The organism is Kitasatospora sp. NBC_00315, assembly GCF_041435095.1.
GTDB lineage: Bacteria > Actinomycetota > Actinomycetes > Streptomycetales > Streptomycetaceae > Kitasatospora.
Genome location: NZ_CP108025.1, coordinates 4,625,145 through 4,651,532, shown reverse-complemented (window position 1 = coordinate 4,651,532; position 26,388 = coordinate 4,625,145). Strand labels below are relative to the sequence as shown.

General features: G+C 74.9%; 25 protein-coding genes. 11 read left to right on the top strand and 14 right to left on the bottom strand.

Features of this window, described 5'->3' with window-relative positions; translation table 11 throughout:
- Nucleotides 1-168: 168 nt before the first annotated feature.
- A complete protein-coding gene (locus OG823_RS19100) occupies nucleotides 169-1,197 on the bottom strand; it encodes a hypothetical protein (protein WP_371480802.1) in 1,029 nt (342 codons plus the stop codon).
- Complete coding sequence (locus tag OG823_RS19095; RefSeq protein WP_371484532.1) at nucleotides 1,194-2,009, bottom strand: RNA polymerase sigma factor; 816 nt, start codon at nucleotides 2,007-2,009, stop codon at nucleotides 1,194-1,196. The genes OG823_RS19100 and OG823_RS19095 overlap by 4 nt, the downstream gene beginning before the upstream one ends.
- Before the next feature lie 281 nt (nucleotides 2,010-2,290).
- On the opposite strand from OG823_RS19095, the gene OG823_RS19090 reads away from it, so the two are divergent.
- The 5 genes from OG823_RS19090 (at nucleotide 2,291) to OG823_RS19070 (ending at nucleotide 6,494) form a co-directional block, all read left to right on the top strand.
- Nucleotides 2,291-3,019 carry a hypothetical protein gene (locus tag OG823_RS19090; RefSeq protein WP_371480801.1) on the top strand — a complete coding sequence of 243 codons (729 nt, stop codon included), beginning with the start codon at nucleotides 2,291-2,293 and terminating at the stop codon, nucleotides 3,017-3,019.
- 114 nt (nucleotides 3,020-3,133) lie between these two features.
- Entirely contained in the window at nucleotides 3,134-3,853 is a 720-nt protein-coding gene (locus OG823_RS19085) for a VC0807 family protein (protein ID WP_371480800.1), read from the top strand.
- A 75-nt stretch (nucleotides 3,854-3,928) separates the two neighbouring features.
- Nucleotides 3,929-4,669, top strand: a complete 741-nt coding sequence (locus tag OG823_RS19080; protein WP_371480799.1) for a tyrosine-protein phosphatase — start codon at nucleotides 3,929-3,931, stop codon at nucleotides 4,667-4,669.
- Nucleotides 4,670-4,691: 22 nt separating this feature from the next.
- A complete protein-coding gene (locus OG823_RS19075; protein WP_371480798.1) occupies nucleotides 4,692-5,138 on the top strand; it encodes an N-acetyltransferase family protein in 447 nt (148 codons plus the stop codon).
- 852 nt (nucleotides 5,139-5,990) lie between these two features.
- A complete protein-coding gene (locus OG823_RS19070; protein ID WP_371480797.1) occupies nucleotides 5,991-6,494 on the top strand; it encodes a peptidylprolyl isomerase in 504 nt (167 codons plus the stop codon).
- A gap of 218 nt (nucleotides 6,495-6,712) precedes the next feature.
- Here the strand turns inward: OG823_RS19070 and OG823_RS19065 are convergent, their stop codons facing one another.
- The 5 genes from OG823_RS19065 to OG823_RS19045 form a co-directional block, all read right to left on the bottom strand.
- Nucleotides 6,713-7,216, bottom strand: a complete 504-nt coding sequence (locus OG823_RS19065; protein WP_371480796.1) for an NUDIX domain-containing protein — start codon at nucleotides 7,214-7,216, stop codon at nucleotides 6,713-6,715.
- Nucleotides 7,217-7,344: 128 nt separating this feature from the next.
- Nucleotides 7,345-8,559 (bottom strand): serine hydrolase domain-containing protein, encoded by a 1,215-nt coding sequence (locus OG823_RS19060; protein WP_371480795.1) that lies wholly within the window; start codon nucleotides 8,557-8,559, stop codon nucleotides 7,345-7,347.
- Between the two features lie 243 nt (nucleotides 8,560-8,802).
- Nucleotides 8,803-9,078: a hypothetical protein gene (locus OG823_RS19055; RefSeq protein WP_371480794.1), complete on the bottom strand. Its 276-nt coding sequence runs from the start codon at nucleotides 9,076-9,078 to the stop codon at nucleotides 8,803-8,805.
- Nucleotides 9,079-9,228: 150 nt separating this feature from the next.
- Nucleotides 9,229-9,495, bottom strand: a complete 267-nt coding sequence (locus OG823_RS19050) for a UBP-type zinc finger domain-containing protein (protein WP_371480793.1) — start codon at nucleotides 9,493-9,495, stop codon at nucleotides 9,229-9,231.
- 67 nt (nucleotides 9,496-9,562) lie between these two features.
- A complete protein-coding gene (locus OG823_RS19045; RefSeq protein WP_371480792.1) occupies nucleotides 9,563-10,423 on the bottom strand; it encodes a helix-turn-helix transcriptional regulator in 861 nt (286 codons plus the stop codon).
- 136 nt (nucleotides 10,424-10,559) lie between these two features.
- Between OG823_RS19045 and OG823_RS19040 the strand changes: the two genes are divergently transcribed.
- Nucleotides 10,560-11,333 carry an SDR family oxidoreductase gene (locus OG823_RS19040; RefSeq protein WP_371480791.1) on the top strand — a complete coding sequence of 258 codons (774 nt, stop codon included), beginning with the start codon at nucleotides 10,560-10,562 and terminating at the stop codon, nucleotides 11,331-11,333.
- A gap of 60 nt (nucleotides 11,334-11,393) precedes the next feature.
- Nucleotides 11,394-13,871: a lysylphosphatidylglycerol synthase domain-containing protein gene (locus OG823_RS19035; protein ID WP_371480790.1), complete on the top strand. Its 2,478-nt coding sequence runs from the start codon at nucleotides 11,394-11,396 to the stop codon at nucleotides 13,869-13,871.
- Between the two features lie 18 nt (nucleotides 13,872-13,889).
- On the opposite strand, the gene OG823_RS19030 is transcribed toward OG823_RS19035, so the two are convergent.
- From OG823_RS19030 to OG823_RS19020, 3 genes are all read right to left on the bottom strand, one after another.
- Nucleotides 13,890-14,081: a hypothetical protein gene (locus OG823_RS19030; protein ID WP_371480789.1), complete on the bottom strand. Its 192-nt coding sequence runs from the start codon at nucleotides 14,079-14,081 to the stop codon at nucleotides 13,890-13,892.
- 205 nt (nucleotides 14,082-14,286) lie between these two features.
- Nucleotides 14,287-14,499 (bottom strand): DUF397 domain-containing protein, encoded by a 213-nt coding sequence (locus OG823_RS19025; RefSeq protein ID WP_371480788.1) that lies wholly within the window; start codon nucleotides 14,497-14,499, stop codon nucleotides 14,287-14,289.
- Nucleotides 14,483-15,322, bottom strand: a complete 840-nt coding sequence (locus OG823_RS19020) for a helix-turn-helix domain-containing protein (protein WP_371480787.1) — start codon at nucleotides 15,320-15,322, stop codon at nucleotides 14,483-14,485. Before OG823_RS19020 ends, OG823_RS19025 begins: the two co-directional genes overlap by 17 nt.
- A gap of 492 nt (nucleotides 15,323-15,814) precedes the next feature.
- On the opposite strand from OG823_RS19020, the gene OG823_RS19015 reads away from it, so the two are divergent.
- The 3 genes from OG823_RS19015 (at nucleotide 15,815) to OG823_RS19005 (ending at nucleotide 17,453) form a co-directional block, all read left to right on the top strand.
- A complete protein-coding gene (locus OG823_RS19015; RefSeq protein ID WP_371480786.1) occupies nucleotides 15,815-16,036 on the top strand; it encodes a hypothetical protein in 222 nt (73 codons plus the stop codon).
- A 254-nt stretch (nucleotides 16,037-16,290) separates the two neighbouring features.
- Complete coding sequence (locus OG823_RS19010; RefSeq protein ID WP_371480785.1) at nucleotides 16,291-16,869, top strand: class I SAM-dependent methyltransferase; 579 nt, start codon at nucleotides 16,291-16,293, stop codon at nucleotides 16,867-16,869.
- Complete coding sequence (locus tag OG823_RS19005; protein ID WP_371480784.1) at nucleotides 16,866-17,453, top strand: TrmH family RNA methyltransferase; 588 nt, start codon at nucleotides 16,866-16,868, stop codon at nucleotides 17,451-17,453. The genes OG823_RS19010 and OG823_RS19005 overlap by 4 nt, the downstream gene beginning before the upstream one ends.
- A 24-nt stretch (nucleotides 17,454-17,477) precedes the next feature.
- Here the strand turns inward: OG823_RS19005 and OG823_RS19000 are convergent, their stop codons facing one another.
- The 4 genes from OG823_RS19000 to OG823_RS18985 all read right to left on the bottom strand — a co-directional run bounded on the left by OG823_RS19000 (nucleotide 17,478) and on the right by OG823_RS18985 (nucleotide 23,041).
- Nucleotides 17,478-17,882 carry a universal stress protein gene (locus tag OG823_RS19000; protein ID WP_371484531.1) on the bottom strand — a complete coding sequence of 135 codons (405 nt, stop codon included), beginning with the start codon at nucleotides 17,880-17,882 and terminating at the stop codon, nucleotides 17,478-17,480.
- Between the two features lie 127 nt (nucleotides 17,883-18,009).
- Entirely contained in the window at nucleotides 18,010-18,867 is an 858-nt protein-coding gene (locus tag OG823_RS18995; RefSeq protein ID WP_371480783.1) for a LamG domain-containing protein, read from the bottom strand.
- Nucleotides 18,868-18,921: 54 nt separating this feature from the next.
- Complete coding sequence (locus tag OG823_RS18990; RefSeq protein WP_371480782.1) at nucleotides 18,922-19,740, bottom strand: leucyl/phenylalanyl-tRNA--protein transferase; 819 nt, start codon at nucleotides 19,738-19,740, stop codon at nucleotides 18,922-18,924.
- Nucleotides 19,727-23,041, bottom strand: a complete 3,315-nt coding sequence (locus OG823_RS18985) for an amino acid adenylation domain-containing protein (RefSeq protein ID WP_371484530.1) — start codon at nucleotides 23,039-23,041, stop codon at nucleotides 19,727-19,729. Before OG823_RS18985 ends, OG823_RS18990 begins: the two co-directional genes overlap by 14 nt.
- 188 nt (nucleotides 23,042-23,229) lie before the next feature.
- Here OG823_RS18985 and OG823_RS18980 point away from each other — a divergent pair, with 188 nt between their 5' ends.
- The gene (locus OG823_RS18980; protein ID WP_371480781.1) at nucleotides 23,230-26,325 is read left to right on the top strand and encodes a putative bifunctional diguanylate cyclase/phosphodiesterase; all 3,096 of its coding nucleotides are present in this window, start codon (nucleotides 23,230-23,232) and stop codon (nucleotides 26,323-26,325) included.
- Nucleotides 26,326-26,388: the final 63 nt, after the last annotated feature.

The following is a 26,388-nucleotide window of genomic DNA, read 5'->3' as shown; positions in this document are numbered from 1 at the left end:
GATCACCTGGAACCGCTCCCCTCACCGTCGGCGGCCAGGGGTCCCGGCAGCCTCGCGCACCTGTGCACGATAGCCGTCCACCCGTCGAGGCGGGCGGGTCGGTCGGGAGGGGGCCGGACAGGCGGTGGGTCCGGGGGGATTCACCCACCGCCCGTCCGGGGATCGGGGTTACCTCCGGGCGGAGGTGTCGTCGGACGCGGCGGGCAGCATACTCAGCCGCGCCGTCCGGTCCGGGTCGGCGGCCGCCGGAGCGGTCGCGCCGGGCTGGCCGCCCCGCTGGCCGGTGCCGGCCGTGGGGGTGGCGGGAGCGGGGTCGGTGCCGCGGGCGCTGCCGGCCGTGCCGGCGACGATCGCCGCGCAGAAGGCGGTCACCTTCTCCTGGCCGCCGGCCGCCTTGACCAGCGGCGCGAACCGCGGGTCGGCGCTCAGCGAGCGCAGTGCGGCGTCCTTGCCCTGGCCCTCGGCCAGGCCCTGGCAGAGCGTGAGCAGCACGGACGTGGTGGCGGCCGCCGACCGGCTCGGGTCGGCGCCCGTGCTCCCGCCGCCGGCACCGTTCACGCCCGGTACCCCGCGGCCGTCCGGCGTGGCGTCCGGCGACGGCACTCCGGAGGCGGGGGCACCGGGCGCGCCGGAGGCCCGTCCGGCGCCGGGCGTCGTGCCGGGCGCCTGCGACCTCGTCACCGCGCCCGGCGTGCCGGAGCCCGCGGCGGGCGCCCGGTCCGACGCCGTGGCCTGGGTGACGGGTGCGGCGACCCGCGTGGAGGGGCCGGGACCGCCGCCCAGCGCGGCCGGCAGGTTCCCGGTGCCGGCCGCGACCGCGACCCCGCCCAGCGCGGTGGCCAGCAGCGCGACGGCTGCTGCCTTCGCGCTGAAGGCCCTGGCCAGGCCGGCGGTAGCCATCGATCGTCTCCGGGGTGGTGCGGCGGTCAGCGGACCGCGGACAGGGGCAGGGTCGGTCACAGTGGCGGGACGGGCAGCCGCCCGGAACGCGGCCAGGGCCGCCTCCTCGCCGGGCAGGTCGCCGGCCGCGGCTTCGGGGGCAGCCGCGGCGGCCAGCAGCCGGGCGAGCGATTGCCGCCCGGGCGTGCCGTCCTGTCCGGTGAGGGGCGCCCGGCCGCCCGGCGTACCGGCCGCCGCACCGCCGAGCAGCTGCTCGGCGGTGTCGCGGTCGATCCGACGGGATCGGTTGGTGCTCATCTCATGTCCTTCAGCGTCGCGGTCCTGGGTTCCGTCACACCCTGGGGGGATTTTCTTTTTCCGGGCTCCCGCCGGGGTATCCCGGCCTCGGCCGCGCCGCTCTGCTCCAGCAGCCGGGCCAGCGCCCGCAGCCCCCGGTGCGCCGCCATCCGCACCGTCCCGGCGCGCTTGCCCAGCACCCGGGCGGCGCTCTCGGCGTCCAGCTGCAGGACGACCCGCAGCAGGACGGCCTCGGCCTGGTCGCGCGGTAGCCGGGAGATCAGGGCGAGCGCGTCGGCGGTGCCCTCGGCCGCGAGCGCGCTGCCCGCCGGGTCGTCGCCGGCGGCGAGTTCGGCGAGGAACTCCAGCGGCAGGTCCGCGGTGGGACGCCGCTTCCTGCTGCGGAGGTGGTCCAGTGCGCGGTTGCGGGCGACGGTGGCCGCCCAGCCCCGGAAGCCGTCCGCGTCGCCGGAGAAGGTGTGCAGGTCGCGGGCTATCTGCAGCCAGGCCTCCGAGGCGATGTCCTCGGCGTCCTGGGTGTCGCCGGGCCGGCCACCGACCAGCACCCGCAGATAGCGCAGCAGGCCGGGCTGCACCGCGCGGAAGAGCCGGCGGAACGCCTCCTCGTCACCGGCCTGTGCGGCCAGCACGGCAGCCGTGAGATCCGCCGGGCGCTCCTCCGGGAGCTCCGCGGGGAGGTTCCCGGGGGTCGCCCCACGGCGCTCCGTGGCGGGGACGGCCGGTGGGCGCCGGCGCTGTCGTACGAGGCCGGCGGGGCCGACGGCGCCGTCGGGGGCCGCGCCGGGACGTTCTGGACTGTGCACTCGCCCCATCATGCGGCATGCCGGTTCCGGCCAGGAGGGGCGGGCCGTGAACGCCGTGTCACGAACGCCGGGCCGAAGCCCCCCGGCGGCCGGGCCGAAGGTCCCCGCAGCGGCTGCCGTTCGCCCGCGGATCCGGTGCCGTCACCGCGCCTACGGTGGTGAATGACCGGAAAAAACACCGGACCTCCACGACTGCTTCACCTCCGAGGGTCCGCCGCCCGGCCGCGCACCGCCCACGCCTCCCGTGCCCGCGTGCGCCCCCGCATGCCCCGCCGACCCGGGAAGACGTGATGACGACACCCCACCAGCAGCTCTACACGGAGGCCATGCGCGACCGGTTCGCGCCCGGCCTGCGCGCCCTGGGGCTCTCCGGGTGGCGCCACACCTTCAGCCTGCCGGACGACACCTACTGGGCCCTGATCGGCGTCGTCCGGCAGGACTCCCCCGGCCGGCTGCGCTACACCCTCGACCTGAGCCTGGTGCACAAGGAGGACTGGGCCGCCGCCGCCTTCCCCGGACCGCGACCCGACCCCCGCGCGGTGTACGGCATCGAGACCTGGCGCGCCCGGATCGGCGAACTGCTGCCGGTCGGGGACGACGTCTGGTGGGAGCTGCTCCCCGGCCCGCGCTGGGCGGTGGCGGTGGAGGACTCGATCGCCGCCGTCCGGCACTACGCGCTGCCCGAGCTGCTGCGCCGGGTCGACCCGGCCGGGTCGGACGGCGGTGAGACGTACCTCTCCCGGGAGGGCCTGGAGGGCGTCAACGCCGTCCTGCTGACCGCGTCGGTCGCCCGGGTCCAGCGCGCCGAGCTGGCCGACAAGGAACTGGTCCTGACGGGCGCCTGGACGCGGGCCGACCGGATGGCCCGCCAGGTGCTCGGCGGTGTCGCGGACGGGTTCCTGTCCGCCGGTGACGAGCGGTTCCGCGCGGTCCGCTGCCAGGACACGCTCGGCCGCGAACTGTGGCTCTTCGAGCCGCGGCCGGGCCCGGCGCCGGGCGTGTCACCGCCCGGACCGTGACAGCCGTCATGGCGAAGGCGCAACGGATGACACTGCCCTGAGCCATGGTCAGCTCGCCAGACTGGAGGCACGACGCGGGGCACCGGCCCGGCGCTTCCAGCGAAGGACGCCACCATGAGCGCCGTCACCGCCTCCTCCCCCGCCACCGCCCCCGCCACCGCCCCGGCCGCCCGCCCGGGCTCCGCGTTCGCCCCGCTCGCCGTCGACGTCGCCGCCCCGCTGGCCGGCTACTTCCTGCTGCACTCGGCGCTGGGCCTGGGCGAGGTCGCCGCGCTCGGGCTGGCCAGTCTCCTCCCCGCCGCGCGCACGGTGCTCGGGCTCGCCAGGGAGCGCCGGGTCAACACCTGGGCGGCGCTGATGCTGGCGATGAACCTGGTCGGCCTGGCCCTGGCCGGCCTCACCGGCGACGCCCGGCTGATGATCGCCAAGGACGGCTTGCTGAGCGGTGCCGTCGGGCTGGCCGTGCTGGGGTCGGCGGTGCTCGGCCGGCCGCTGATGTCGGGGGTGCTGATGCCGTTCCTGACCAGGGGCGAGCCCCTGCGGGCCGCCGCCTGGGAGCGGCTGGCGGGCGGCCGGGCGGGCGGCTCGCGGGCGTTCCGCCGGTACGAGCGGACCTTCTCGACCGTCTGGGGCCTGGCCTTCCTCGCCGAGTGCACGGCCCGGGTGGTCGGCGCCTTCACCCTGCCCGTGGCCACGATGGCCTGGCTGTCGACCGTCCTCCTGATCACCGCGATCGCCGCCGGCGCCCTGCTCGGCCGGGCCGCCGCCGACCCGATGGAGAAGCTGGTGCGCGCCGAGGCCGCCGGGCACGGCGCAACGCCGGCGAGCGTCTGATCCGGAACCACCGGAGCGCTCCGGGAGTCTTCATCACCGGGGGCACACCGCCCCCGCCGGCCACGGGGGGAACCGATGACAGAGACCGACGCGCGGACCGCTGAACGCACCCTGACCTGGGATGGCTGCCTCAACGTCCGCGACCTCGGCGGTCTGCGCACCACCGACGGCCGCCGCACCCGGCACGGCGCGGTGGTACGCGCCGACAATCTCGACCGGCTCACCGCCGAGGGCTGGGACGCCCTCCTCGCCCACGGTGTGCGCACCGTGATCGACCTGCGCGACGCGGCGGACCACAAGCCACTGCTGCCCCTCCCGCAGGACGTCGCGCTGATCCGGATCCCGCTCGACCAGCTGGCCGGAGCCGCCTGGTGGCAGCGCTGGGGGGATCTCGACGGCACCCCGCTCTCGCTGCGCCCCTACCTCGACGAGTGCCCGCAGGCCGGAGCGGCCCTGATCCGCTCCCTCGCCGCCGCCCGGCCCGGCGCGGTGGTCGTGCACTGCGGAGCCGGCCGCGACCGCACCGGGCTCGCCGCCCTGCTGCTGCTCGCCCTCGCCGGGGTCGAACCCGACGAGATCGTCGCGGACTACCGGCTGAGCGAGGCCAACCTCCGCCCGCTGTGGGGCCTGCTCGGCCGGCCCGACGAGAGCGCCGTGATCGCCGGCGCCCTGGCGCGCGCGGGCACCACCGCCGAGCAGGCCCTGCACGCGGCCCTGGACGGCTTCGACCCGGCCGCCCTCCTGCTGGCCGCCGGGGTCGATCCGGCCGAGCTGACGGCCGTGCGCCGGCGCCTGCTGGACGCGCCGACTGGTTGACCCGCTCCGGGATGATCGGCACATGATCCTCCGACCCGCCGGCCGCCCGGACCTCCCCGCCATCATCGCCCTGCTGACCGACGAGGAGGGCGTGGCCGATCCGGCCGCCGTCCGGGTCGACGACGCGTACGCCCGCGCCTTCGAGGCCCTGGACGGTGACGCCCGCAACGAGATGCTCGTCCTCGACGAGGGCGACGGCACCGTGCTCGGCTACCTCCAGATCACGTACATCCCCGGCCTGGGGCGGCACGGGCAGGAACGGGCCCTGATCGAGGGGGTCCGGGTCCGGGCCGACCGGCGCGGCGCGGGGCTCGGCCGGGAGCTGCTCACCGGCGCCGTCGGGCGGGCCGCCGACCGGGGCTGCACGCTCGTCCAGCTGACCAGCGACAAGCGCCGTACCGGGGCCCACCGGTTCTACACCTCGCTCGGGTTCGTCCGCAGCCACGACGGCTTCAAGCTGGGCCTCTGACACACCGGGCCGCCGAGCACCGGCGGCGTCCCGGCGGCGTCCCGGACGGGCCGCCCGGGACGGATCAGCCCACCGTCCGGCAGGTGCGACCGCGCCGCCGGCCGCCCGGGGTCGGCCGGGACGGATCGCGCCGCAGCGGCGGGCGCTGCGGCGGGGGCCGGTGCGGCACCGGGGGGTACGGCAGGAGCGCGGTCCGACGGCGGCCCGGGGGCTGGAACCCGGCCGACGGGCACCCTGGCCCCGGGCGTCCGGTCGCGGTGGCGCGTTTCACTGGCAGGCTCCTGGCTCTCGGGACGGACGGGGCCCGGCCGGCTGCCCGGCGACGCCCTCACCGTCCAACAACGGCCGCGCGCGCGAAGTGGTTACGGCCCGGAAACCCCGGCCATCTTCCTTTCCCGGCAGGGGACTTCCCGGTTCTTCCCGCACCTGCGGCGTTCCCCGCCCGACGACCGGTCCCGGGCGGGACGTGCGCACGTGCGGGGCCTCTCCTCGGGCGGGCGCCGCTTGCCCGGGGGCGGGCGCGGCCTCGTCCGGTGGCGGCCACTCGGTGTGCGGCGCCCCGGGGAGTGATCCGCCGAAGAAAACAGCCGGACCGCCGATCGCCCGATGGACCGGCCCCCGGATGCCACCTCCGGCGGCCAGCCGCTCAACGCCTCCGCCAAGGCAGTTGACGATGCATCAGTTCGGGCGTCGACGCAGGTCCGCCCGGCCTCCCGCGCTCCGGGCCGACCCTGATGGCGCCATCGATTCGAATATATGAACGAGCTGTCGCGAGGGCCCTCCGGCCACGTCCGCCGCGCCGCCGGCCCGGGCGGGTCTGCCGGGGCCGCCGGGGAGTGCCAGAATGGTCTTATGACGATCAAGGCCTATTTCGACATCACCATCAACGGCGAGCCCGCGGGGCGGATCGCCTTCAACCTGTTCGACGAGGTCGCCCCCAAGACCGTGGAGAACTTCCGCGCGCTGGCCACCGGCGAGAAGGGTTTCGGCTACAAGGGCTCGTCCTTCCACCGGGTCATCCCCGAGTTCATGCTCCAGGGCGGTGACTTCACCCGCGGTGACGGCACCGGCGGCAAGAGCATCTACGGCGAGAAGTTCGCCGACGAGAACTTCCAGCTCAAGCACACCAAGCCGGGCCTGCTCTCGATGGCCAACGCGGGCCGGAACACCAACGGCTCGCAGTTCTTCATCACCACCGTCGCGACCCCCTGGCTCGACGGCAAGCACGTCGTCTTCGGCGAGGTCGCCGACGACGAGAGCCTCGCCGTGGTCACCGCGATCGAGAAGCTCGGTTCGGGCAGCGGTGCCCTCAAGGGCGGTGCCAAGGTCACCATCGCCGACTCCGGCGTCCTCTAGTCGCACCCGTGGTCGACGCGGGACCACCGTCCCGCCCGGCCCACCACTGAGCGCGCCCGCCGACCTCGCGTCGGCGGGCGCGCTCAGTGCGTCCAAGGCCGGCGGGCGGGCCGCTCCGGGCGGCCCCACCGGTCCGGTCCGGTCCGGCGGCAGGCCGGGTCAGGACGGCCGCCGACCCCCGCCCGCCGGGGCCCGGCCGCAACCCCGGCCCGAAGCGTTCAGAATCCGGAGACCGGGCTGGTGACGATCCGCACCCGGCCGTCCGCCCGCGCTTCGAGCCCGGCGGCCAGACGCAGCGACCGTGCCGGGCCGAGGAGTTCGAGCGCCTCGGGGACGGGTGCCCAGCGGTGGTCGTCCAGTTCGCCCGCCGGGACGGTGACCGGGGTTCCGTTCGCCACCGTGCCGAGGTCGAAGAGGAAGTGCGCGGCGGGGTGGTCGAGTTCGGCCGAGGGGTGGGTCCAGGAGACGGCCAGCAGCTCGCCGGCCGCCCGGACGATGCCGGTCTCCTCCTCCAGTTCGCGTGCGGCGCACGCGTCCGGCCCCTCACCCAGGTCGATCGTCCCGCCCGGGAACTGCCAGTGCTCGCGGTAGCCGGCCTTCACGATGAGCACCCTGCCGTCCTCGTCCTGCAGCAGGCACCCGGCGGCCGCGTACGCACGCGGCAGCGAGGCGAGCCAGGCGTCGCGGCTGAGCAGGTGGTCGTCCGTCTGGCCGTCCGACATGGGGTCTCCTTCTGGGGGCTCGGGCCGGGCCGTACGCCCCAACTCTGCCACGCGCGCGGGGCGGGCGGCCGGAGCGCCCGGCGGCCCCCGGGGCGTCCGCCTGCCCCCGGCCGACGGCCCCCGACCGGTCAGTAGGCCTGACCGGAGCCGAAGGCCGTGGTCACGATGCCCCAGACGTAGGGGAACTCACGGCCGTCCAGGGTGGTCGGGTTGAGCGAGTAGACCACGTGGCGGCTCAGGTCGCGGGTGGCGAACATCCCGCTGGTGAAGCCGGGCCGGCTGCCGGTCTTGCCCCACACCCGGGTGCCGTCCGGCAGGGTGACGCTCATCAGGCCCATGCTGAAGCAGGCGTGGCCCGCCGTGGGGCCGACCTCGCAGTTCTTGTTGTGGTCGTTGGGCACGTCGGGGACGGTGAACAGCTCGGCCTGCTGGGCGGGCGGCAGCAGCCGGCCCCGGAACAGCGCGGTCAGGAACCGGTCGAGGTCGGCGGCGGAGGAGATCATGCCGCCCTCGGCCCAGGGCCAGGCGCTCTGCTCGGTGACGTCGACCAGGACGCCCTCGCCGTCGGGGCCGGGCACGGTGAGGTAGCCGTGGGCGTGCGGGCCCGGCAGCGAGGTCTCACCGGCGGCCGGGACGTAGGTGTCGCGCAGCCCGAGCGGGCGGGCGATCCGGGCCTGCACGGCCTGGGCGAAGGAGTGCCCGGTGACCTTCTCGACCAGCATCCCGGCGACGAAGGTGTTGATGCCGTTGTACTGCTGGGCGCTGCCGGGCGCGAAGGCCATCGGCTGGGTGACGGCGGAGGCGACCACCTCGGCGGGGGTCCAGCTGTCGGCGCGGTGATCGGCGAACCACTGCGTGGAGCCGTCCCCCGAGGTGAGGCCGGAGCCGCCGGGCAGGCCGCTGGTGTGGTCGAGCAGCTGACCGACCGTCACCGGCGGGTAGTCGGCCGGCAGCAGGCCGGGCAGGTAGTGCTGGACGGTGGCGGCCAGGTCGATCCGGCGCTCGGCGGCGAGCTGGAGCACCACGGTGGCGGTGAAGACCTTGGAGATGCTGCCGATCCGGAACCGCCCGTCGGCCGGGACGTCCGCCCCCGCCGTGCCGGACCACTGCCCGTCCCGGCCGCCGACCCGGACGAGCGCGCCGGTGACCTCGTCGTCGGGCACGCCCGCGATGGTCCGGGCGAGCGCCGCCCGGTCCAGCCGGCCGTCGGCCGGCCCGGCGGTGGCGGCCGAGGACGCCGGTGCCGCGAGGGCGGGCGCGGCCAGGCCGGCGGTGAGCGCGACGAGCAGCGCGCCCGAGGCGGCCAGGGTGCTCCAACGGGCGCGGTACGAAGGCGTGTTCACGGGGATGCTCCTGCGGGTCGACGGGCGGCTGTGCTGCCGTCGACCAGCCTGGCGAAGCCTGCGCGGCGGGCCATCCGGGACGATCCCCGAACCGTCCCGGATCCACCTGGGGGATGTCCCCGAGGTGCGGTCGGCCGCACCTCGGGGGTCGCCGCCGGCCCGGGTTGCCCGGGGCGGCGGCGACGGGCACGGGTCAGGGGTGGGAGCGGTGCCCGCTCCCACCCCTGGACGGCCCGACCGGTGTCAGTGGGCGGAGTGCTTCTCCGCGCCGCGGTGGCGATGACCCTTGAGCTCGGCGTGCATCGCGGGGGCGGACTGCACGGCAGCCGCACCGACGTCGCGCCCGCCGTGCCGGAACGCCGTGTCACCGAAGGTCGCTCCGGCCGCCGTCCACGGTGGTGTACCGGTGTGCAGCATCGGGCCCGTCCGTCCGGGCGGCGCCGCCATCCGCCGGCGTTCCAGGAGTTCCTGGGTGCCGCGTTGGAGCTTGCTCATCCTGCCCGGCGATTGCTCGGTCATCGTCGACCTCCCTTCGCACGGCGCCCGCCCCACGGACGCGGGACGAGGGGGCCGTACGGGCTCTATGTCCGGATTTTATCCGATGTACACATTTTGGCTTGGCGGACATCGGTGCCGGTCGTCAGTGCCGGGCGCTCGGGCGCGGGCGGCTCAGTCCATCGCCTCGTGGACGTAGCACCAGCGCCACTCCTCGCCCGGCTCGTAGGAGCGGATCACCGGGTGGGAGCTGTTGTGGAAGTGGGCGGTGGCGTGCCGCTGCGGCGAGTTGTCGCAGCAGCCGATGTGGCCGCAGTCCAGGCAGACCCGTAGGTGCACCCAGTCCCGCCGCCCCGCCGCCAGACAGTCCGCGCAGCCGTCGGTGGGCGGCAGCGCCGCGATGTCCCGGGGTGCCTCCGCAAGGTCCTCGCACGCACTCATGTCCGCAGGGTAGCCACGCCGCGCCCCGACGGACGGTAACCGCGCCGGGGCGGGCGGGCGAAGACCCTCAGCCGCCGAGCCGGGTGTCGCGGGGCGCCCCGACGGCCTCGCCCGCCGACCAGCTGGCCAGCAGGGCGAGCTTCTGCGCGGTCGGCGAGCCGGCCGGGGTGGTGAAGGTGACGATCCGCTGCTCGGCAGCGCCCGCAGGGGTGAGCGACTCGTACCCGAAGGTCAGGTCGCCCACCACCGGGTGCCGGATCAGCTTGCTGCCGTGGGTCTTCTCCTTGACCTGGTGGTCGGCCCAGAGCCGGCGGAACTCCTCGCTCCGGACGGAGAGTTCGCCGACCAGCGCGCCGAGGCGGCGGTCCTCCGGGTGCCGTCCGGCGTCCAGCCGCAGATAGGCGACCGTCTCGGCGGCGACGGCCTCCCACTGCGTGTAGAACTCCCGGGCGGCGGGGTCAAGGAAGACGGACCGGGCGGCGTTGCGCTGCTCCGGCGGCTGGGCGGAGAAGCCCAGCAGGGCGTCACCGAGGGCGTTCCAGGCCAGCACGTCCATCCGCCGGCCCAGCACGAAGGCCGGCACCGCGCCCATCATGTCCAGCAGCAGCTGGATCCCGGGCCTGACCTGCCCTCCCCGCCCGGCGGGCCGCGCCGGGTGAGCGGGACGGACCAGGTCGCGCAGATGGGCCTGCTCGACCTCGTCCAGCCGCAGGACCCGGGCCACCGCGTCCAGCACCGCGTCCGAGGCGGAGGCGCCCCGGCCCTGCTCCAGGCGGATGTAGTAGTCCACGCTGACACCCGCCAGCTGGGCCACCTCCTCGCGCCGCAGGCCCTGCACGCGCCGGCGCCCGTACGCGGGCAGTCCGACCTCCTCGGGCTGGATCCGGCCGCGCCGCGAACGCAGGAAGTCCCCCACCGTGTTCTCCATCCCTCCAGGCTAGACGGCGGCCGTGGTCCGATCCTGGTACTGGCGTACCCAGGAAAGCCACGACCCTGGCCCGCCGCACCGGGCGGTCGGAGAGTGAGGGCGTCAACCCGCAGCACCGCCCTCCCAGGGAGCCACCGTGAACCAGCCCGCCGACTACCCCACCCTCACCGGCCGCACCGCCGTCGTCACCGGAGCGGCCAGCGGCATGGGCGCCGCCACCGCCCGTCTGCTCGCCGCCAACGGCGCCCGGGTCGCGCTGCTGGCCCGCCGCACCGACCGGCTGGCGGAGCTCGCCGCGAAGATCACCGCCGACGGCGGCCAGGCCCTCGCCGTCACCGCCGACGTCACCGACCAGACCTCGGTGGACGCCGCCGCCGCACAGATCCGGGAGGCGTACGGCTCGGTCGACCTGGTCGTCAACAGCGCCGGCGTGATGCTGCCCAACCCGCTCGACGACGGCCGCCTCGACGAGTGGAGCCGGATGATCGACACCAACCTGACCGGCGTGCTGCGCGTGATCCACGCCTTCACCCCGGACCTCACGGCCGCCGCCGCCGAGGGCCGCAGCGCCGACCTGGTCAACATCTCCTCGATCGCCTCCCACGTCGTGTTCCCCACCTTCGCGGTGTACGCCGCCACCAAGGCCGCCGTCACCCAGCTCTCCGCCGCCCTGCGCAGCGAACTGGGCCCGCGCGACGTCCGGGTCACCAACATCGAGCCCGGCCTGACCGACACCGAGCTGAGCGGCCACATCGACAACCCCTCGCTCACCGAGATGGTCGGCGGGATGTTCGCCGCCATCCCGGCGCTCACCGCCGAGGACGTCGCCGACCTGATCGGCTACACGGTGAGCCGGCGCCGCGACGTCAACCTGCGCCAGCTGGTCGTCCTGCCGACCCGCCAGGCCTGAGCCCGCGGTTCGCCCGGGGCCGCCACTCCCCCGGCGCGGCCCGGCGTGGGAGCATGCCGCGTGGCCACGGTGACAGCGCGACAGGACAGCGACACGGGCGGGGAGCACCCCGCGAAGGCCCCCGCCGACGTGCCCCGGCAGCCGCCGGGCAGGCCGCCCACCGGGGTGTTCGCCGCCCTGCCGTGGGGGCCCGAGCGGGTGCGCCAGCCCGCCGCGCTGATCCGCTTCCTGCTCGGACTGGGCGCGATCTGCCTCACCCTGCTGCTCGCCGAGTACGCCCGGGCCACCGCCAGCGGCCTGGACGCGGACGTACTGCAGGGCACCGACCTCGTCCCGCGCCAGGTCACCCGGCTGATCGGCGCGCTCTCGACGGCCGCCCTGCTGCTCGTGCCCGCCGTCTCGGCCGGCCGCCGGGTGCTCGGCCACGACCGCAGGCGCGGACGCCGGCAGGTGGCGGACGGCCTGCTGGCCGCCGTCCTCGCGCACGCGGCCTGCGTCGCCCTCGCCCTGTGGATCGACCGCAGCGCCCCCGCGCCGCTGCTCGACGCGCTGACCCACCCCCTGCCGTCCGGCCCCGGCCACACCCAGCCGGTGTACGGCTACCTGGCCCCGGTGCTCGCCTACCTGACCGCCTCCGGCGCGCGTGGCCGGCGCCGCCCCCGGGTGGTGCTCGCCGTGTCGGGCCTGGCCGGGATGCTCACCGGGTACGCCGGGCCGCTGACCCTGCTGCTCGCCCTGCTGATCGGCGCGACCGTCGCCCACGGCACGCTGTACGCCGTCGGTGTGCCGGACCCCCGCCCCCGGCCGGAGGCGCTGACCCGCAGCCTGCGCGAGGTCGGCCTGCGCCCGCGCGAGGTCGCCCCGGCCGGCCCCGACCGCTACCTCGTCCGGCAGTCGGACGGCCGCCCGGATCTCGACGTGCTGATCCTCGACCGGCAGGCGCTGGTCGCCGCGCTGTTCCAGCGGGTCTGGCGCAGGCTGCGGCTGCGCACCGCCCCGCACCCCCGGGTGGTCCGCTCGCTGCGCACCGGCCTGGAGCACGAGGCGCTGGTCTCGTACGCCGCCGTGGCCGCCGGGGTCCGCACCCGGAGGGTGGCCGCCACCGCCGAGATCGGCCCGGACGCGGCGCTGGTCGCCTACGAGCACGTACCCGGCCGGACCTTGGACCGGCTCGCCGACGAGGAGGTGACCGACGCCCTGCTCACCGACGCCTGGGAGCAGCTCAGGCTCCTCCAGCGCCGGGTGATCTCGCACCGCGCGCTGGTCCCGGAGGCCGTCCTGGTCGCCGAGGACGGCGCCGTGCACCTGGTTGACCTCGCGGACGGCGACATCGCGGCGAGCGAGCTCGTCCTGCAGGCCGACATCGCCCAGCTGCTCACCGCGCTCGCCCTGCGCAGCGGCCCCGAGCGGGCCGTGCGCTCCGCGGTGGCGGTGCTCGGCGCCGACGCCGTCGGCGCGGCCCTGCCGCTGCTCCAGCCGATAGCCCTCCCCCGGGTCACCCGGGCCGCGCTCAAGCAGCGGCCGCAGCTGCTGGACGCGATCCGGGCCGAGGTGCTCCGCACCCGCCCGCAGGCTCCGGCCGGAGCGGTCCGCCTGGAGCGGCTGCGCCCGCGCACCCTGCTCGCGGTGGTCGGCGGGGTGGTGGCGGCCTGCCTGCTGCTGCCGCAGTTCTTCACCACCGACCACAACCCCATCGCCGCGATGGCCGGCGCGGACCCGGGCTGGATGACGCTGGCCGTGCTCGCCGCCGCGGCCGGCCACCTGGCCGCCACCATGGGGTTCGTCGGCTTCGTGCCGGAGCGGCTCGACCTCTGGCACGCCACGCTGGCCCAGGTGGCCGGCTCCTTCGTCAAGGTCGTCTCACCCGGCGGGGTCGGCGGCGTCGCCCTGAACACCCGCTTCCTGCAGCGCTCCGGCATCCCGACCGCGCAGGCGCTCTCCAGCGTCGGCGTCGGGCAGCTGCTCGGGCTGGTCCTGCACCTGCTCCAGCTCGGTGCCTTCGTCTACCTGCTGGGGCACGACCCCGGCTCGGGCGCGGGCTCCGAGATGGACGCCCTGCCCATCCTGGTCGGCGGGCTGATGGTGGCCGGTCTGCTGCTGGCCGTGGTCGCCGCCGTCCCGCCCGCCCGGCGCTGGCTGCTCGACCGCTTGCGGCCGCTCACCTCGGAGGTGCTGCCCCGCCTGCTGGACCTGCTGCGCAGCCCCGGCCGGCTGGCCGCCGGGATCACCGGGCAGTTGCTGGTCTCGCTCTGCCTGATCACCTGCCTGTACTGCTGCGCGAAGGCGGTCGGGGGCACGCCGGGCTTCGCGGCCATCGCGGTGGTCCTGCTGATCGGCAACGCGGTCGGCAGCGCGGCCCCCACCCCCGGCGGCGCCGGATTCATCGACGGCGCCCTGTCCGTCGGGCTGGCGACCACGGCCGGGATGGCCGAGGGGTCGGTCGCCGCCGCCGTGCTCTACCGGCTGCTGACCTTCCTGCTGCCGGTACTGCCCGGCTGGGCCGCGTTCACCTGGCTCCAACGGCGCAAGGCGCTCTGAGGCCGCCCCCGGGGGGGCTCAGCGGTACTCGTCCTCGTCCAGTTCGACCACCCTGGTCTGCTCGGTCGCGTCGGCGAGATCCGTCGCCGGGTCCGCGCCCAGGGCGCGGCGCTCCGCCAGCTCGTCCAGCTCGTCACCCTCGGGATCGTCCGCGGCCGGCTCGTCGGCCTCGACGACGGTGTCCTGGTAGTCCTCGGGGTTCTGGGGCATGGCGTCGGACCTCCTGCTCGGAGCCTCACACGGGCCCTGCCGGGTGCTACTGGCGGGTCCTTGAAGTATCCGTCCGCAGTCGCCCCGACGCGAAGCCTCGGCCGGGCGTGGGCGTGTTGGCGAGCCCCGCCCCGCCGCCGGGTCGGCGGCGACGACGCCCCCGGGCGACCACCCCACCCACCGCCGCCGACCGGCCCGGAGCCCCTCAGACCGCGCCGAACTCGCCGGCCTTCACCCCGGCGACGAACGTCGCGAACGCCTCGGCGGAGAAGACGAGCGCAGGACCGTCGGGGTCCTTGGAGTCACGGACCGGCACGACACCGGCGAAGCCGGGGGCCACTTCGACGCACGCGCCGCCGTTCTCGCTGTGCTTCGACTTCACCCAGGTAGCGCCGGTCAGGTCAACGTGGTCGGTCATGATGGTCCTTCCGTGCCTCGCGGATCATTGCCAGGGATGCAGCCTCGGACAGCGCTCCAACCTGTAGCCGATCGTAGTTCCTCGCCCACGCCTTGACAGTCGCGGTATCCCGCTCCAGGAAACCCCGTTGATGCGATTCCGTGTAGCCGAGCATCGAACCGTCGGCAAGGGACAGCAGGTACACCGGGTGTGCGAACGGGCGCTCCTCGGCCAGCAGGAACGGCGCCACCTGGATGATCACGTCCGGCCGTTCGACCAGGGCCTCCAGATGCTGGAACTGGGCCGCCATGACCTCCGCGCCCCCGACCGGTCGGCGCAGACAGCTTTCGTCCAGAACCGCGTGCACGAGCGGCGGTTGCCCCCGGTCCAGCAGGCGCTGCCGGGCGAGCAGGAAATCGACCCGCTCCTCGGCCTGGTTCCGGGCGATGCCACCTCTCCTGACATCGGCGTGCGCGAGCGTCGTCGCGTACTCCCGCGTCTGGAGAAGTCCGGGAATCACACCAAGCTCGAACATCCGTATGTCCGTGGCCTTGGCTTCCAGCGTGGCGTACTCCGGGAACCCCTCCAGCAGCGCCGTGTGCTTGAGGTTCCACCACATCAGTTCGAGGGTGCCGCCGGTGTTCAGGACGGCGTCCGCTGCGACGGCGAACCGGTGGGACGGCTCCCTTCGCGCGGTCTCCAGGTAGGAGATGAAGGTGTTGCTGTAGGCGACGGCGGCGCCGAGTTCGACCTGTGAGAGCCCTGCGGCCCGCCGGGACCTGCGGAGTTGCACACCGAAGGCGGCCAGCGGCCCGGAGGTGGGATCAACGTCCTTCTGATGCACGGGCATCGCTCCGATTCCACGGAAGGGACCTGTCAAGTTGGAACCCTTCCGGATCGTAGCCTCTCACAGTGACCATGGGGGTACGAACAGTGAACAGCGCTACGGCGCGAACGCCCTCGGAGGCACGTTGTGACCGACCACCACACCACTGAGCCCAGCCCCGACCCGGCCCCGCCGCCCGTCAGCGACCGCAGCATGCCCCTCTGCCGATGTCCCGCGAACTGCGGGGGGCTCCCCGAGGCGCAGCTGAAGCTCAGGAGCCCGTACCCGGCGGTCGTAACCGGGCAGGCGGGGGCCGAGCCGCCGGGAGACCCCTACCACCCCACCCGGCGGGGGGAGCCGGTCCTCGATGCCCTGACCGGCCGGACGGGCGTCTTCATGGGCCGGATGGGCAGGGCCGTCCACCTCCGGCCGGCGGGCGGCGGGGTCGAGTGGGAGGCGGACCCGCGCTGGCTGGCGCGACCGGTCGCGCCGGGGGCCTGAACCCCGGTGATGCGCGGCCTTCCCGGGGCCCGGCGGATCGCCGGGCTGCTGGCCGCCGTGACCGGCCAGGACGTACGGCTCACAACCGTCGCGGGCGTCCACCGCCTCACCCTCGCCGCGCCGGACGACCCGCTCCTCCAGGGCGCGCTGCTGCCGATCCTCGGGGCCACCGCACGGTGGGGGCACTCGTCGCGGGCCGGGTTGTGGTGCGAGGTGGACGACCGGCCGTAGGGCGGCCGGGCACCGCAGGCGCCGGTGCCGAGGCGCGGCCCGCGGCGTCGGCTGACAACCATCGGGAAAGGACGCCCTGACCTGCGAAGATCCGGGGCCGCCGGGGTGAAGGGTACGATCGGTGCCGAACAAGCAGGGCTGACCCGCGCCCACCCGGTGGCCCCAAGCCCTTACGACCCGACGGGGAAATCATGTCCGGCTCGCACTACTTCACCGGTGCACCCGACGTCGCCAGCGAGCGACGACCGATCACTGTGACCCTGCCAGACATCACCCTGGAGCTCACCACCGACACCGGGGTCTTCTCCCGCACCCGGCTCGACCCGGGCACCCGCGTCCTGCTGGAGCACGCGCCGGTGCCACGGGTGAAGGGCCCGATCCTCGACATGGGCTGCGGCTACGGGCCGATCGCGCTCACCTGGGCCTCGCGCCGCAGGCGCTCCAGCGTGTGGGCGGTCGACATCAACACCCGGGCGCTCGATCTGGTCGGCGACAACGCGCAGGCGCTCGGCCTGAAGAACGTCCAGGCCGTGCTGCCCGACGACGTGCCCGAGGACGTGCGGTTCGCGGCGATCTACTCCAATCCGCCGATCCGGATCGGCAAGGGCGAGCTGCACCGCCTGCTGCACCGCTGGCTGCCGCGCCTGACGCCGGACGGCTCGGCCTTCCTCGTCGTCCAGCGCAACCTCGGTTCGGACTCGCTGCAGAAGTGGCTGAACACCGAGGGCTACCCGACCACGCGGGTCACGTCCGTCAACGGATTCCGGATTCTTGAAGCGCGGCCCCGCCCCGAGGCGGCCGCCCCCGACAGTGGACGAGGTACGACGTCGTGAAGCAGCTCCGCGGAACCGACCTGAAGCGCCTGCACCGCCAGTGGCGGCGCAGCAACGAGTTCAGGCTGGCGGTCATCCTGGAGAACCTCCAGTCGCCCTTCAACGTGGGCTCGATCGTCCGTACCGCGTCGGCGATGGGCGCCGAGAAGCTGTACCTGACGGGCGACACCCCGTCGGTGCGCTCGGCGGGCGCGCAGAAGGCCGCGATGGGCACCGACCGCTACCTCAAGGCTGAGCACTTCGAGACGGTCGCCGAGGCGGTGGCGGCGGCCCGGGCCGACGGATTCCGCGTCGTCGGCCTCGAACTGGCCGACGAGGCAGTGCCGTTGTTCGCCGCGCCGCTCACCCCGGCGGTCGCCTTCATGGTCGGCCACGAGGACCGGGGCGTCACCGCGGAGGCGCTGGCGCTCTGCGACACCGTGGCGTTCGTCCCGCAGCTGGGGCGGGTCGGCTCGCTGAACGTGTCCTCGGCGACGTCGGTCGCCTGCTACGAGGCCCGTCGGCAGGGGTACGCGCTCAGCGGCACGCCGGACGGCAGCGACGCGGGCGAGTTCGGCGACCTGGATCTCGACGACGGCGAGTGATGCGGACGCGGGTGCGCCGGCCGGTCACGGGACGACGGTGACCGGCCAGCGCCCCGCCTTCACCAGCCGGACCGCCACCGAGCCGATGATCCGGTGGCCCGCCTGCTCGGACGCCCCGACCACCACCGCGTCGGCCTTGAGTTGCTCGGCCGCCCGCACCAGCCCGAGGTACGGATCCCCCCGGAAGGTGTGGAACCGCCAGCGGACCTCGAAGACGCCGCGCACCCGCTCCGCCGACGCCCGGATCTCGCGGACCAGCTCCTCGGCGACCTCCCCGGTCGTCCCGCTCACGTCCGCGCCCATGGCCACCGCGCCGAGGAGCACCGGCTGCACGTAGACGATGGCCAGCAGCGCGTTCTGGCGCCGGGCCAGCCCCGCCGCGTACGCGGTGGCCCGGGCGGCGGCCGCCGAGCCGTCCGTCCCGACCATGATCACCTTGGGGCCGTCGCTGCCCCGCTCGAAGCCCGGCTCCGTGCTGTCCGACCGTTGAGTGCGGCTCTCATCGCTCACGCCCAGAGGCTAGTCCGCCGCCTCCGCGGGGTCCGCCGCGGGTCGGTCAACCGGCCAGCCAGGACGCGACCGGCCCGGAGCCGGCGTCCCCCGCCGGCTCCAGCGCACGGTCCCAGACCTGCACGCGGCCGAGCGCGCCGGCCCAGTGGCTCCCCCAGCTCCCGTCCCGCCGGCTGCGCCCGAACTCCAGCGGCCCGCCCGGTGCCAGGGCGCCGGCCATCTCCGCCGAGGCCACCACCACCCCGTTCACCCGGAGCGAGACGATCCGCCGGTCGGCGTCGTACGTCCCGGCGAGCTGCGTCCACGCACCCGCCGGACCGCCCGCGTCGGCGGCGACCCGCAGGGCGGCGCCGTCGGCGCACCGCACCCGGAACGACCAGGCCGCGCCGCCGCCCTGGTCGTCGCGGCCCAGTTCGAACGAGGAGAAGGCGCCGTCCCCCTGGCTGAGCACGGCCGCCGCGGCTCCCCCGGGCGCCGTGTCGTAGACCCACGCCGAGACGCTGAAGCTCCGTGTCACGTCGACGACCTGACGCTCGGCGTACCCGTAGGAGCCTGCGCCACCGGTCAGCCGCAGCAGCGGCGCCCCCGACTCGCCGCTCACCGAGGCGTCCGGGCCGAGCAGCGCGTCGGCCGGCCCCGTCCGCCCGGGCAGGACCTGCGGCGGCGGACCGGCGACCGGCGCCGGCGGACCGCCCGGCCGCGCCGGCCCACCGATCACGGCGACGGCCGTACCGGCACCCAGCAGGCCGACCGCCAGGACGGTCCCGACCGTCACGATCCGCCGCCGGCGCCGCCGGTCGGCCTCGTGCCGCTCCGCGAGCGCCGCCCAGTCCGGCTCGGCCGGGCGCGGTGCGGGGGGCGGCGAGAAGCGGCCCGAAGCCGCGGGATCCGTACCGTCGGTCATGATCCGGATGCTAGGGCCCCCTGCCCCGCCGGCTCCCCCGATGAGGCCGCTCCCTCACTCCAACGAGGTACTCCCGGGCGTCGCGCCCACCGGCCCCGCGGACCGCAGGCCGCCGACCGGCGCCGCGCCGCCCGATCCGGCCAGCAGCCCCAGGTACTCGGCGCGCGACATCGGGGCGCCGCCGAGGCTGCGGACGGCCGGGCCGTCCCACTGGGCGTCCAGCAGCAGCCCGCCCGCTTCGGCGAACCGGGCGCCCAGGTCGGCGATCGCGACCCGGGCGGCGCCGGGGCGGCGGTGGAACATCGAGTCGAGGCTCAGCACCGGGCCGATCCGGACGCCGAACGCGCCGCCGACCAGCTCGGCGCCCTCCCAGACCTCCACACTGTGCGCGCGGCCCTCCTCGTGCAGTGCGCACAGGCCGCGGACCAGCGGGTCGGTCAGCCAGCGCGGCGTGCGGCCGATCCGGCACTCCTCCACCACCCGCTCGAACACCAGGTCCACCGAGGTCGACCAGGCCACCTGGTTGCGCAGCCGCCGGACGAGACGGCGCCCGAGCTGCGCGGGGCCCGGCACGATCACCGGTCTCGGATCCGGTGACCACCAGGCCACCTCGTAGGGCACCTCGCCGGCGGCGCCGACGACGGCGATCGCCCCGGCGGCGACCTCCCCCTCGAAACGGGCCTCGCTGAGACAGCGGGCGTACTCGTCCTCGGCGGGCATCGGGTAGGCACCCGCCCGGTAGGCCGCCAGCAGACCGGCCGGGCTGAGGTCCGCGCAGAAGACCGCCGGGGCGTCGATCGGGGCCGCGCTCAGGTCCACCGAGCCCCACGTGTGGTGCCGGGCCGTCGTCACGGGGTCCTCACGGTGCGGCATGCGGCGGCTCCAGGAAGCCGACGGCCAGCAGGTCGTCGAGGTAGAGGTCGAGCAACCGGGCGTCCACCGGGGGGAACTCGACCCCGCTGCCACGCAGCGCCCGCTCGGCCCGGTCGCGGGTGAACAGTGGCAGGGTCGGCCGGAAGTACATCTCGCTGATGGAGAGGTCCGCTCCGGAGCAGCGGTCCACGAACAGCGGGACGAACGCCGTGATCGGGTGGGTGGGGTGCCCCGCGGCGAACCGCACCAGCCGGTTCACCCATGCCTGGTAGGGGAGTTGCTCGATCCGGTGACCCCGGGCGCGCAGCCGCTCGGCCAGGTCGGACAGCATCGCGTGCCGGGGGTTGGTGAGGTGGTAGACCTGTCCGGCGGCCGGGGTGTGCGCGGCGATGTGCGCGATCGCCCGGCCGAGCCGGTCGGCCGGCACGAAGTCCAGCCAGAGCTCCACATCGGGGCAGACCCCGCTGTCGGCTAGGAACTTGATGAGCGCGCAGACCTCCGTGCCGGTGTTCATCGCCCCCGTGGTCAGGTCGCCGGTGACGTCGTTGACCCGGTGGACGGCGACCGGCAGCCCGGCCGCCGCCGCGTTGTGCAGCAGCGCCTCCGCCACCCACTTGCTCTCCACGTAGCCGACGGAGAGCAGCTCGGGGTGGGCCAGCGGCGTCTCCTCGGTCACCTCCGGCACACCGGCCGGCCCGAACCCGGCCAGTACCGCCAGGCTGGACAGGTAGTGCACCGGTATCGAGCGGCGGTGGCCCGCCAGCCGCAGAATCTCCCGGGTGCCGACCACGTTGGCCGCCCGCAGGTCCTGGTAGGGGTAGATGAAGTTCACCTGGCCGCCGAGGTGGTGGATCACGTCGACGCTCGCGGCCAGCTCCTCGAACCGCTGCGGCCCCACCCCCAGCAGGGGCCGGCCCAGATCCCCCACCAGCGGGCGGATCCGCCCGACCGGCGGCTCGCTGCGCAGGAACCGGCGCTGGGCGGCCAGCAGCCGCTCCAGTGCCTGCTGTTCGTCCGGCGCCCGGACCAGGCAGTGGATCTCGGCGGTGGTGGTCTCCAGCAGGGTGCGCAGCAGGTGGGCCCCGCAGAACCCGGTGCCGCCGGTGAGCAGGATCTCGGCCGGCTCGCGCCAGTCGGGCGCCGGGCAGCCGCCGTGCCGGACCGGGACGCCGAGGGCCGCCTCGGCCGCGAAGTCCACCGGTTGCGAGGCCTCCCCTGGTGTCCCCGTCCGGGCCGACCTGGTCACCTCGGCGAACGCCCGCAGGGTGGGGTGGTGCAGCAGGGAGCGGGTCAGGAAACGGACCTGGGTGATCCCGATCCCGAACATCACCCGGGCCCGGGCCAGCATCTCCATGGCGATCAGCGAGTTGCCGCCGAGCGCGAAGAAGTCGTCGCCGGGGCCGACGTGCTCGACCCCCAGCAGTTCGCACCAGAGGTGGGCCAGGCCGATCTCCACCGCCGTGCCGCCGTCCTCCGGCGCCGGCTCGGGCTGCGGCGGCTGCGGCTGCCCGCTCTTCGGGTCGCCCGCCTCCGGCATCCGGGCGAGGTGCACGAAGGAGGCCGGCACCATGTGCTCGGGCAGCCGCGCGGCCAGATAGGACCGCACGCCCCGCCGGAAGATCTCGGCCCGGTCCGGGCTGTGCAGGGTGAAGTACGCGGTGAGCACCTGGCCGCCCTCGGGGCGCACCACCGGCACCACCCAGGCCCGGTCGACCGCCGGGTGGGCGGCGAGCGCGGACTCCACCTCGCCCGGGTCGACCCGGAAGCCGAGCACCTTCACCTGCTGGTCGATCCGCCCGAACAGCTCCAGCCGGCCGTCCGGGCGCAGCCGCCCGGTGTCGCCGGTGCGGTACATCCGCGCGCCGGGGGCGTCCGGGTGGGGATCGGGCAGGAACAGCTCCGCGGTGAGTTCCGGGCGCCGCCAGTAGCCCCGGGCGATCGCCGGCCCGCCGATGTACACCTCGCCCCTGGCGCCCGGCGGCACCGGCCGCAGCCGATCGTCGAGCACGTACACCGTCGTTCCGGGCAGGGGCGTGCCGACCGGGACGGGGGCCGGCGAGGGTGCCAGCAGGTCGGCGGTGATCTCCCCCAGGGTGGAGGTGATCACCGTCTCGGTCAGGCCGTAGGCGTTGACCAGCCGGGTGCCCGGCAGCAGCCGCAGGGACGCCTGGCAGTCCTCGGCGTGGACGGTGTCCCCGCCGACGACGAGCAGCCGCAGCCCGGTCTCCCGGGGGCCGCCGCGCTCCGCGGTGCGAAGGAACTGGTGCCAGTAGGCCGGGGTCAGGTCGGCCACGGTGATGCCGAGCACGTCCAGTCGGCCGAGCAGTTCGCTGGGGGCCCAGGTCCGGTGGCCGCCGAGGACCAGCACGGCGCCGCTGAGCAGCGGCGTGAAGATCTGTTCGACCGAGGTGTCGAAGCCGAGGGCGGCGAGCTGGAGCACCCGGTCCCGCTCGGTCAGGCCGTACGCCTGCGCGGCCCTGGTCAACGAGAGCGACAGCGCCCGGTGGTTCACCAGGACGCCCTTGGGGGAGCCGGTGGTGCCCGAGGTGTACATCAGGTACGCGAGGTCGTCGGGGGAGATGACGCGGACCGGGCCGGTGCGCGAGGAGGGCATCCGCCGGTCCGCGCCCGAGCGCCGGTCGCTCGCCCCGGGCCGCAGCCGCGCCCGCCGCTCGGCCGCGCGCCGCTCCACCCCCGCGCGCCGCTCGCCGCCGGCCGGCCGCTCCTCGGCCAGGACGGGCGTCACCCCGCAGGTCCGGAAGCGCCAGGCGTGCTCGCGGGTGGTCATCACGAACCGGGCGTCGGCGTCCTCGACCAGCCGGCGCAGCCGACGGTCGGGGTGGGCCGGATCGAGCGGCAGGAATGCGCCGCCGGCCTTGAGCACCGCCAGCAGCGCGACCACCATGTCGATGTCGCGCTCCAGACAGACCGGCACCACCGTCCCGCTCGCCACCCCGAGCCCGGCCAGCAGCACCGCCAGCCGGTTGCTGCGGGTGTCCAGGTCGCCGTACGTGATCTCCGCGTCCTCGGTGACCACCGCGGTGGCCCCCGGCCTGGCGGCGGCCGCCCGGCGGAACAGCTCCTGGACGGGGGCGACGGGCTCGTCGCCGTCGGTGGCGGACAGCGCGTCCCCCCAGCGCGCGCGCACCTCCTCACGGCAGCGGGCCGCGGGGGCCGGGCCGTACACGGCGCCCCAGCCGGCCGGCACCGGTAAGTCGGCCGGCCAGAGCGCGTAGTGGCCCCCGCCGTTCAGCAGCACGGATTCAAGGCCGGAATTATGCCCCTGGGATATATTCGCCATGTTCACCGGGATCTGTCCTCGAAATGCATACGAGGGAATACTGAGGGTGTGCGGCCGGCCGAGCCCCGCGGCCACTCCTCGACTATATCGACCAACGGCGGTCTGTGTATGATAAACAGGCCCCGGCCAGCGGCCCGGCCCTCGTGCATCGACCTTCCCGCGACTTCACCGCCGCGAAGGAGAATGCGTTGACACCTCTCCGACAGCGCCTGATGGCCTGCTACTTCGCCTGGATGGCGCTCCTCACGGTCGTGTACTACCTGTATCCGTCCGAGCGCATCATCTGGTGGACCGGAATCGGGCTCAGCGGAGTCACCGCGATCATCGTCGGGGCGCGCATCAACCGCCCGGCGCACGCACTTCCGTGGTATTTTCTGGCCGCCGCGAATTTCAGTTTCACCGCGGGCGAGGTCGTCCAGGTCATCCAGACCGACTATCTCGACCAGCACGATTTCCCGTCGATCGCCGACGGCGTCTACCTCGCCGAGTACCTGCTGTGCGCGGCGGGTGTCCTCGGGTTCATCCGCTGGCGGACGGCGCACCAGGACCGTGGCAGCCTGATCGACGCGCTGACCCTGACCGTGGGCCTGGCCCTGCTGTCCTGGATCTACCTGATCCTCCCCTACGCCAGCGACCCCGGTCTGACCTGGGTGCAGAAGGCCATCTCGATCGCCTATCCGCTGGGGGACGTGGTGGTGCTGGCGCTGCTGCTGCGCCTGCTCGTCCCACGCGGCGGAAAGAGCACCTCGCTCAAGCTGCTCGCCGCCGGAGCCCTGGGCATGCTGGTGTCGGACGTCCTGTACGGGCTGATCCTGCTGCACGGCACCTGGAGCATCGGCACGCCGGTCGACCTCGGCTGGGCGGCCTTCTACACCGCCTGGGGCGCGGCCGCCCTGCACCCGTCCATGGTGGAGCTCACCAGGCCGATCCCGGTCCAGCCCACCCACATCACCCGCGGCCGGATCGCCCTGCTCGCGGTCGCCTCGCTGATCGCCCCCGGCGTACTGCTGCTGGAGGTCTCGCACGGGGACTCCGGCCACGCCGGGGTGATCGCGGGCTTCTCCGCCGTCCTGTTCCTGCTGGTGCTCGCCCGGCTCTCGGGCGTCGTCCTGGAGCACCGGCGGGCCCTCGACCGCGAGCGGGTGCTGCGGGCGGCCGGCGCCGAACTGACGTCGGCGGTGACGGTGGACGAGGTGGTGGGCGCCGTACGGCGGGCCGTCTCCACCCTGATGCCGGCCACCCCCCACCAGGTCGCGACCATCGCCCTCGGCGAGGAGCCGGCGGGCATCGGCAGCGGCCCGCACGCGGCCGCACCGCCCAGGGAACCGCGGCTGGTACGGGCCGCCGACTTCCACGGCGACCTGCTGGCCCTGGTGGACGGCATGCCGAGCGCGCTGATCTGCCCGCTGGCGCTGGAGGAGCGGCCCTCCGGCGACGCCCTGCTGGGCATGCTGGTGGTGGGCGGCACCGAACAGGAGCTCACCGCGTTACAGGGCTCGCTGGAGATCCTCGCCGCCCAGTCGGCCCTGGCCGTCGAACGCGTCCTGCTCAGCCAGGAGATCACCGCCCGGAACAGCGAGGCGTACTTCCGCACCCTGGTCCAGAGCGCCTCCGACGTCATCCTGATCCTGAACGAGGACGACCGGGTGCGGTACGCCAGCTCCTCGGCGGAGCGGATGCTCGGCACACCCGGCCCGGTCGGCGCGCTGGTCACCGACCTGGTACCGCCCGAGGACGCGCAGGCCGTCCTGCTGGCACTCGCCAGGATGCGCCACCGCGACCGCTCGGAGCAGCGCGAGCACTGGCGGCTGGTCAGCGGCGGCCAGCACAGCATCGAGGTCGAGGTGCGCAGCAACGACCTCCGCGAGGACCCCACCGTGGGCGGCCTGGTGCTCACCCTGCGCGACGTCACCGACCAGCGCCAGATGGAGCGCGAACTCACCCACCGGGCCTTCCACGACTCGCTGACCGGCCTCGCCAACCGGGTGCTCTTCCAGGACCGGGTCGGCCACGCCCTCACCCGCAGCGGCCGCCGGGGCACCGTCACGGGCGTCCTCTTCATCGACCTGGACGACTTCAAGGTGGTCAACGACACCCAGGGCCACGGCGTGGGCGACGAACTCCTGGTCGCCGTCTCGCTGCGGGTCTCCACCGCGCTGCGCACCTCCGACACCGCGGCCCGGCTGGGCGGCGACGAGTTCGCCGTCCTGGTCGAGGACGCGCGTACCCCCGCCGACGTGGGCCAGATCGCCGACAGCGTGCTGGCCGCGTTCGCCGAGCCGTTCCGGCTGAGCGCCGGCGCGGTGCGGGTGTCCGCGAGTGTCGGTGTCGCCACCACCGAGGACAGCGTGGACTCGACCGAGCTGCTCAGCCACGCGGACCTCGCGCTCTACTCCGCCAAGGCGTCCGGCAAGCGACAGTGGTGCCAGTACCAGTCGGCGCTGCAGGCGGGCCTCGCCGAGCGGCACGAGCTGAACGAGAGCCTCGACTCGGCGATCTCCGAATCGGCCTTCACCCTGTACTACCAGCCGATCGTCGACCTCGCGGGCGGTGGTCTGGTCGCCTTCGAGGCGCTGGTCCGCTGGCCGCACGCCCGGCGCGGCATGGTGCCGCCGGAGGAGTTCATCGCGCTGGCCGAGGAGAGCGGCCAGATCGTGCCGCTGGGCGCCTGGGTCCTGGAGCGGGCCGCCGCGGAGACCACCCGCTGGCAGCGGATGAGCCTGGCGCCGCGCGCCGTCCGGGGCCGGGCCCCGCTGCACGTCAGCGTGAACGTCTCGGCCCGCCAGTTCCGCGACGCCGGATTCGTCGACATCGTCCGGGAGGTCATCGACACCTCCGGCATCCAGCCGGACTCGCTGGTCCTCGAACTCACCGAGAGCGTCCTGATGCGCCGCGACGACCGGGTGCGCGCCGACATGGCCACCCTCAGCGACCTCGGGGTGCGGATCGCCATCGACGACTTCGGGACGGGCTACTCCTCGCTCAGCTACCTTCGGGAGTTCCCGATCTCGCTGCTGAAGATCGACAAGTCCTTCATCGACGGGCTCGGCGTCTCGCAGCAGCAGTACGCGCTGGTCGAGGGCATCACCCGGATCGCCGACACCCTCGGCGTCCAGGTCATCGCCGAGGGCATCGAGACCACCGCCCAGCGGGACCTGCTCGCCGCGATGGGCTGCCCGCTCGGCCAGGGGTACCTCTTCGCCCGGCCGCTGACGGTCGACCAGGCGGGCAGCCTGGTGCGCGAGGACGCCGCCCTGGTGGGCCTGCCGGACCGCCGTCACTGAGCGGGCCACCGGGCACCGGGGGTGGGCGGACGTCGGGGCCGGTGCGGGCGCACGGGCGCGGGT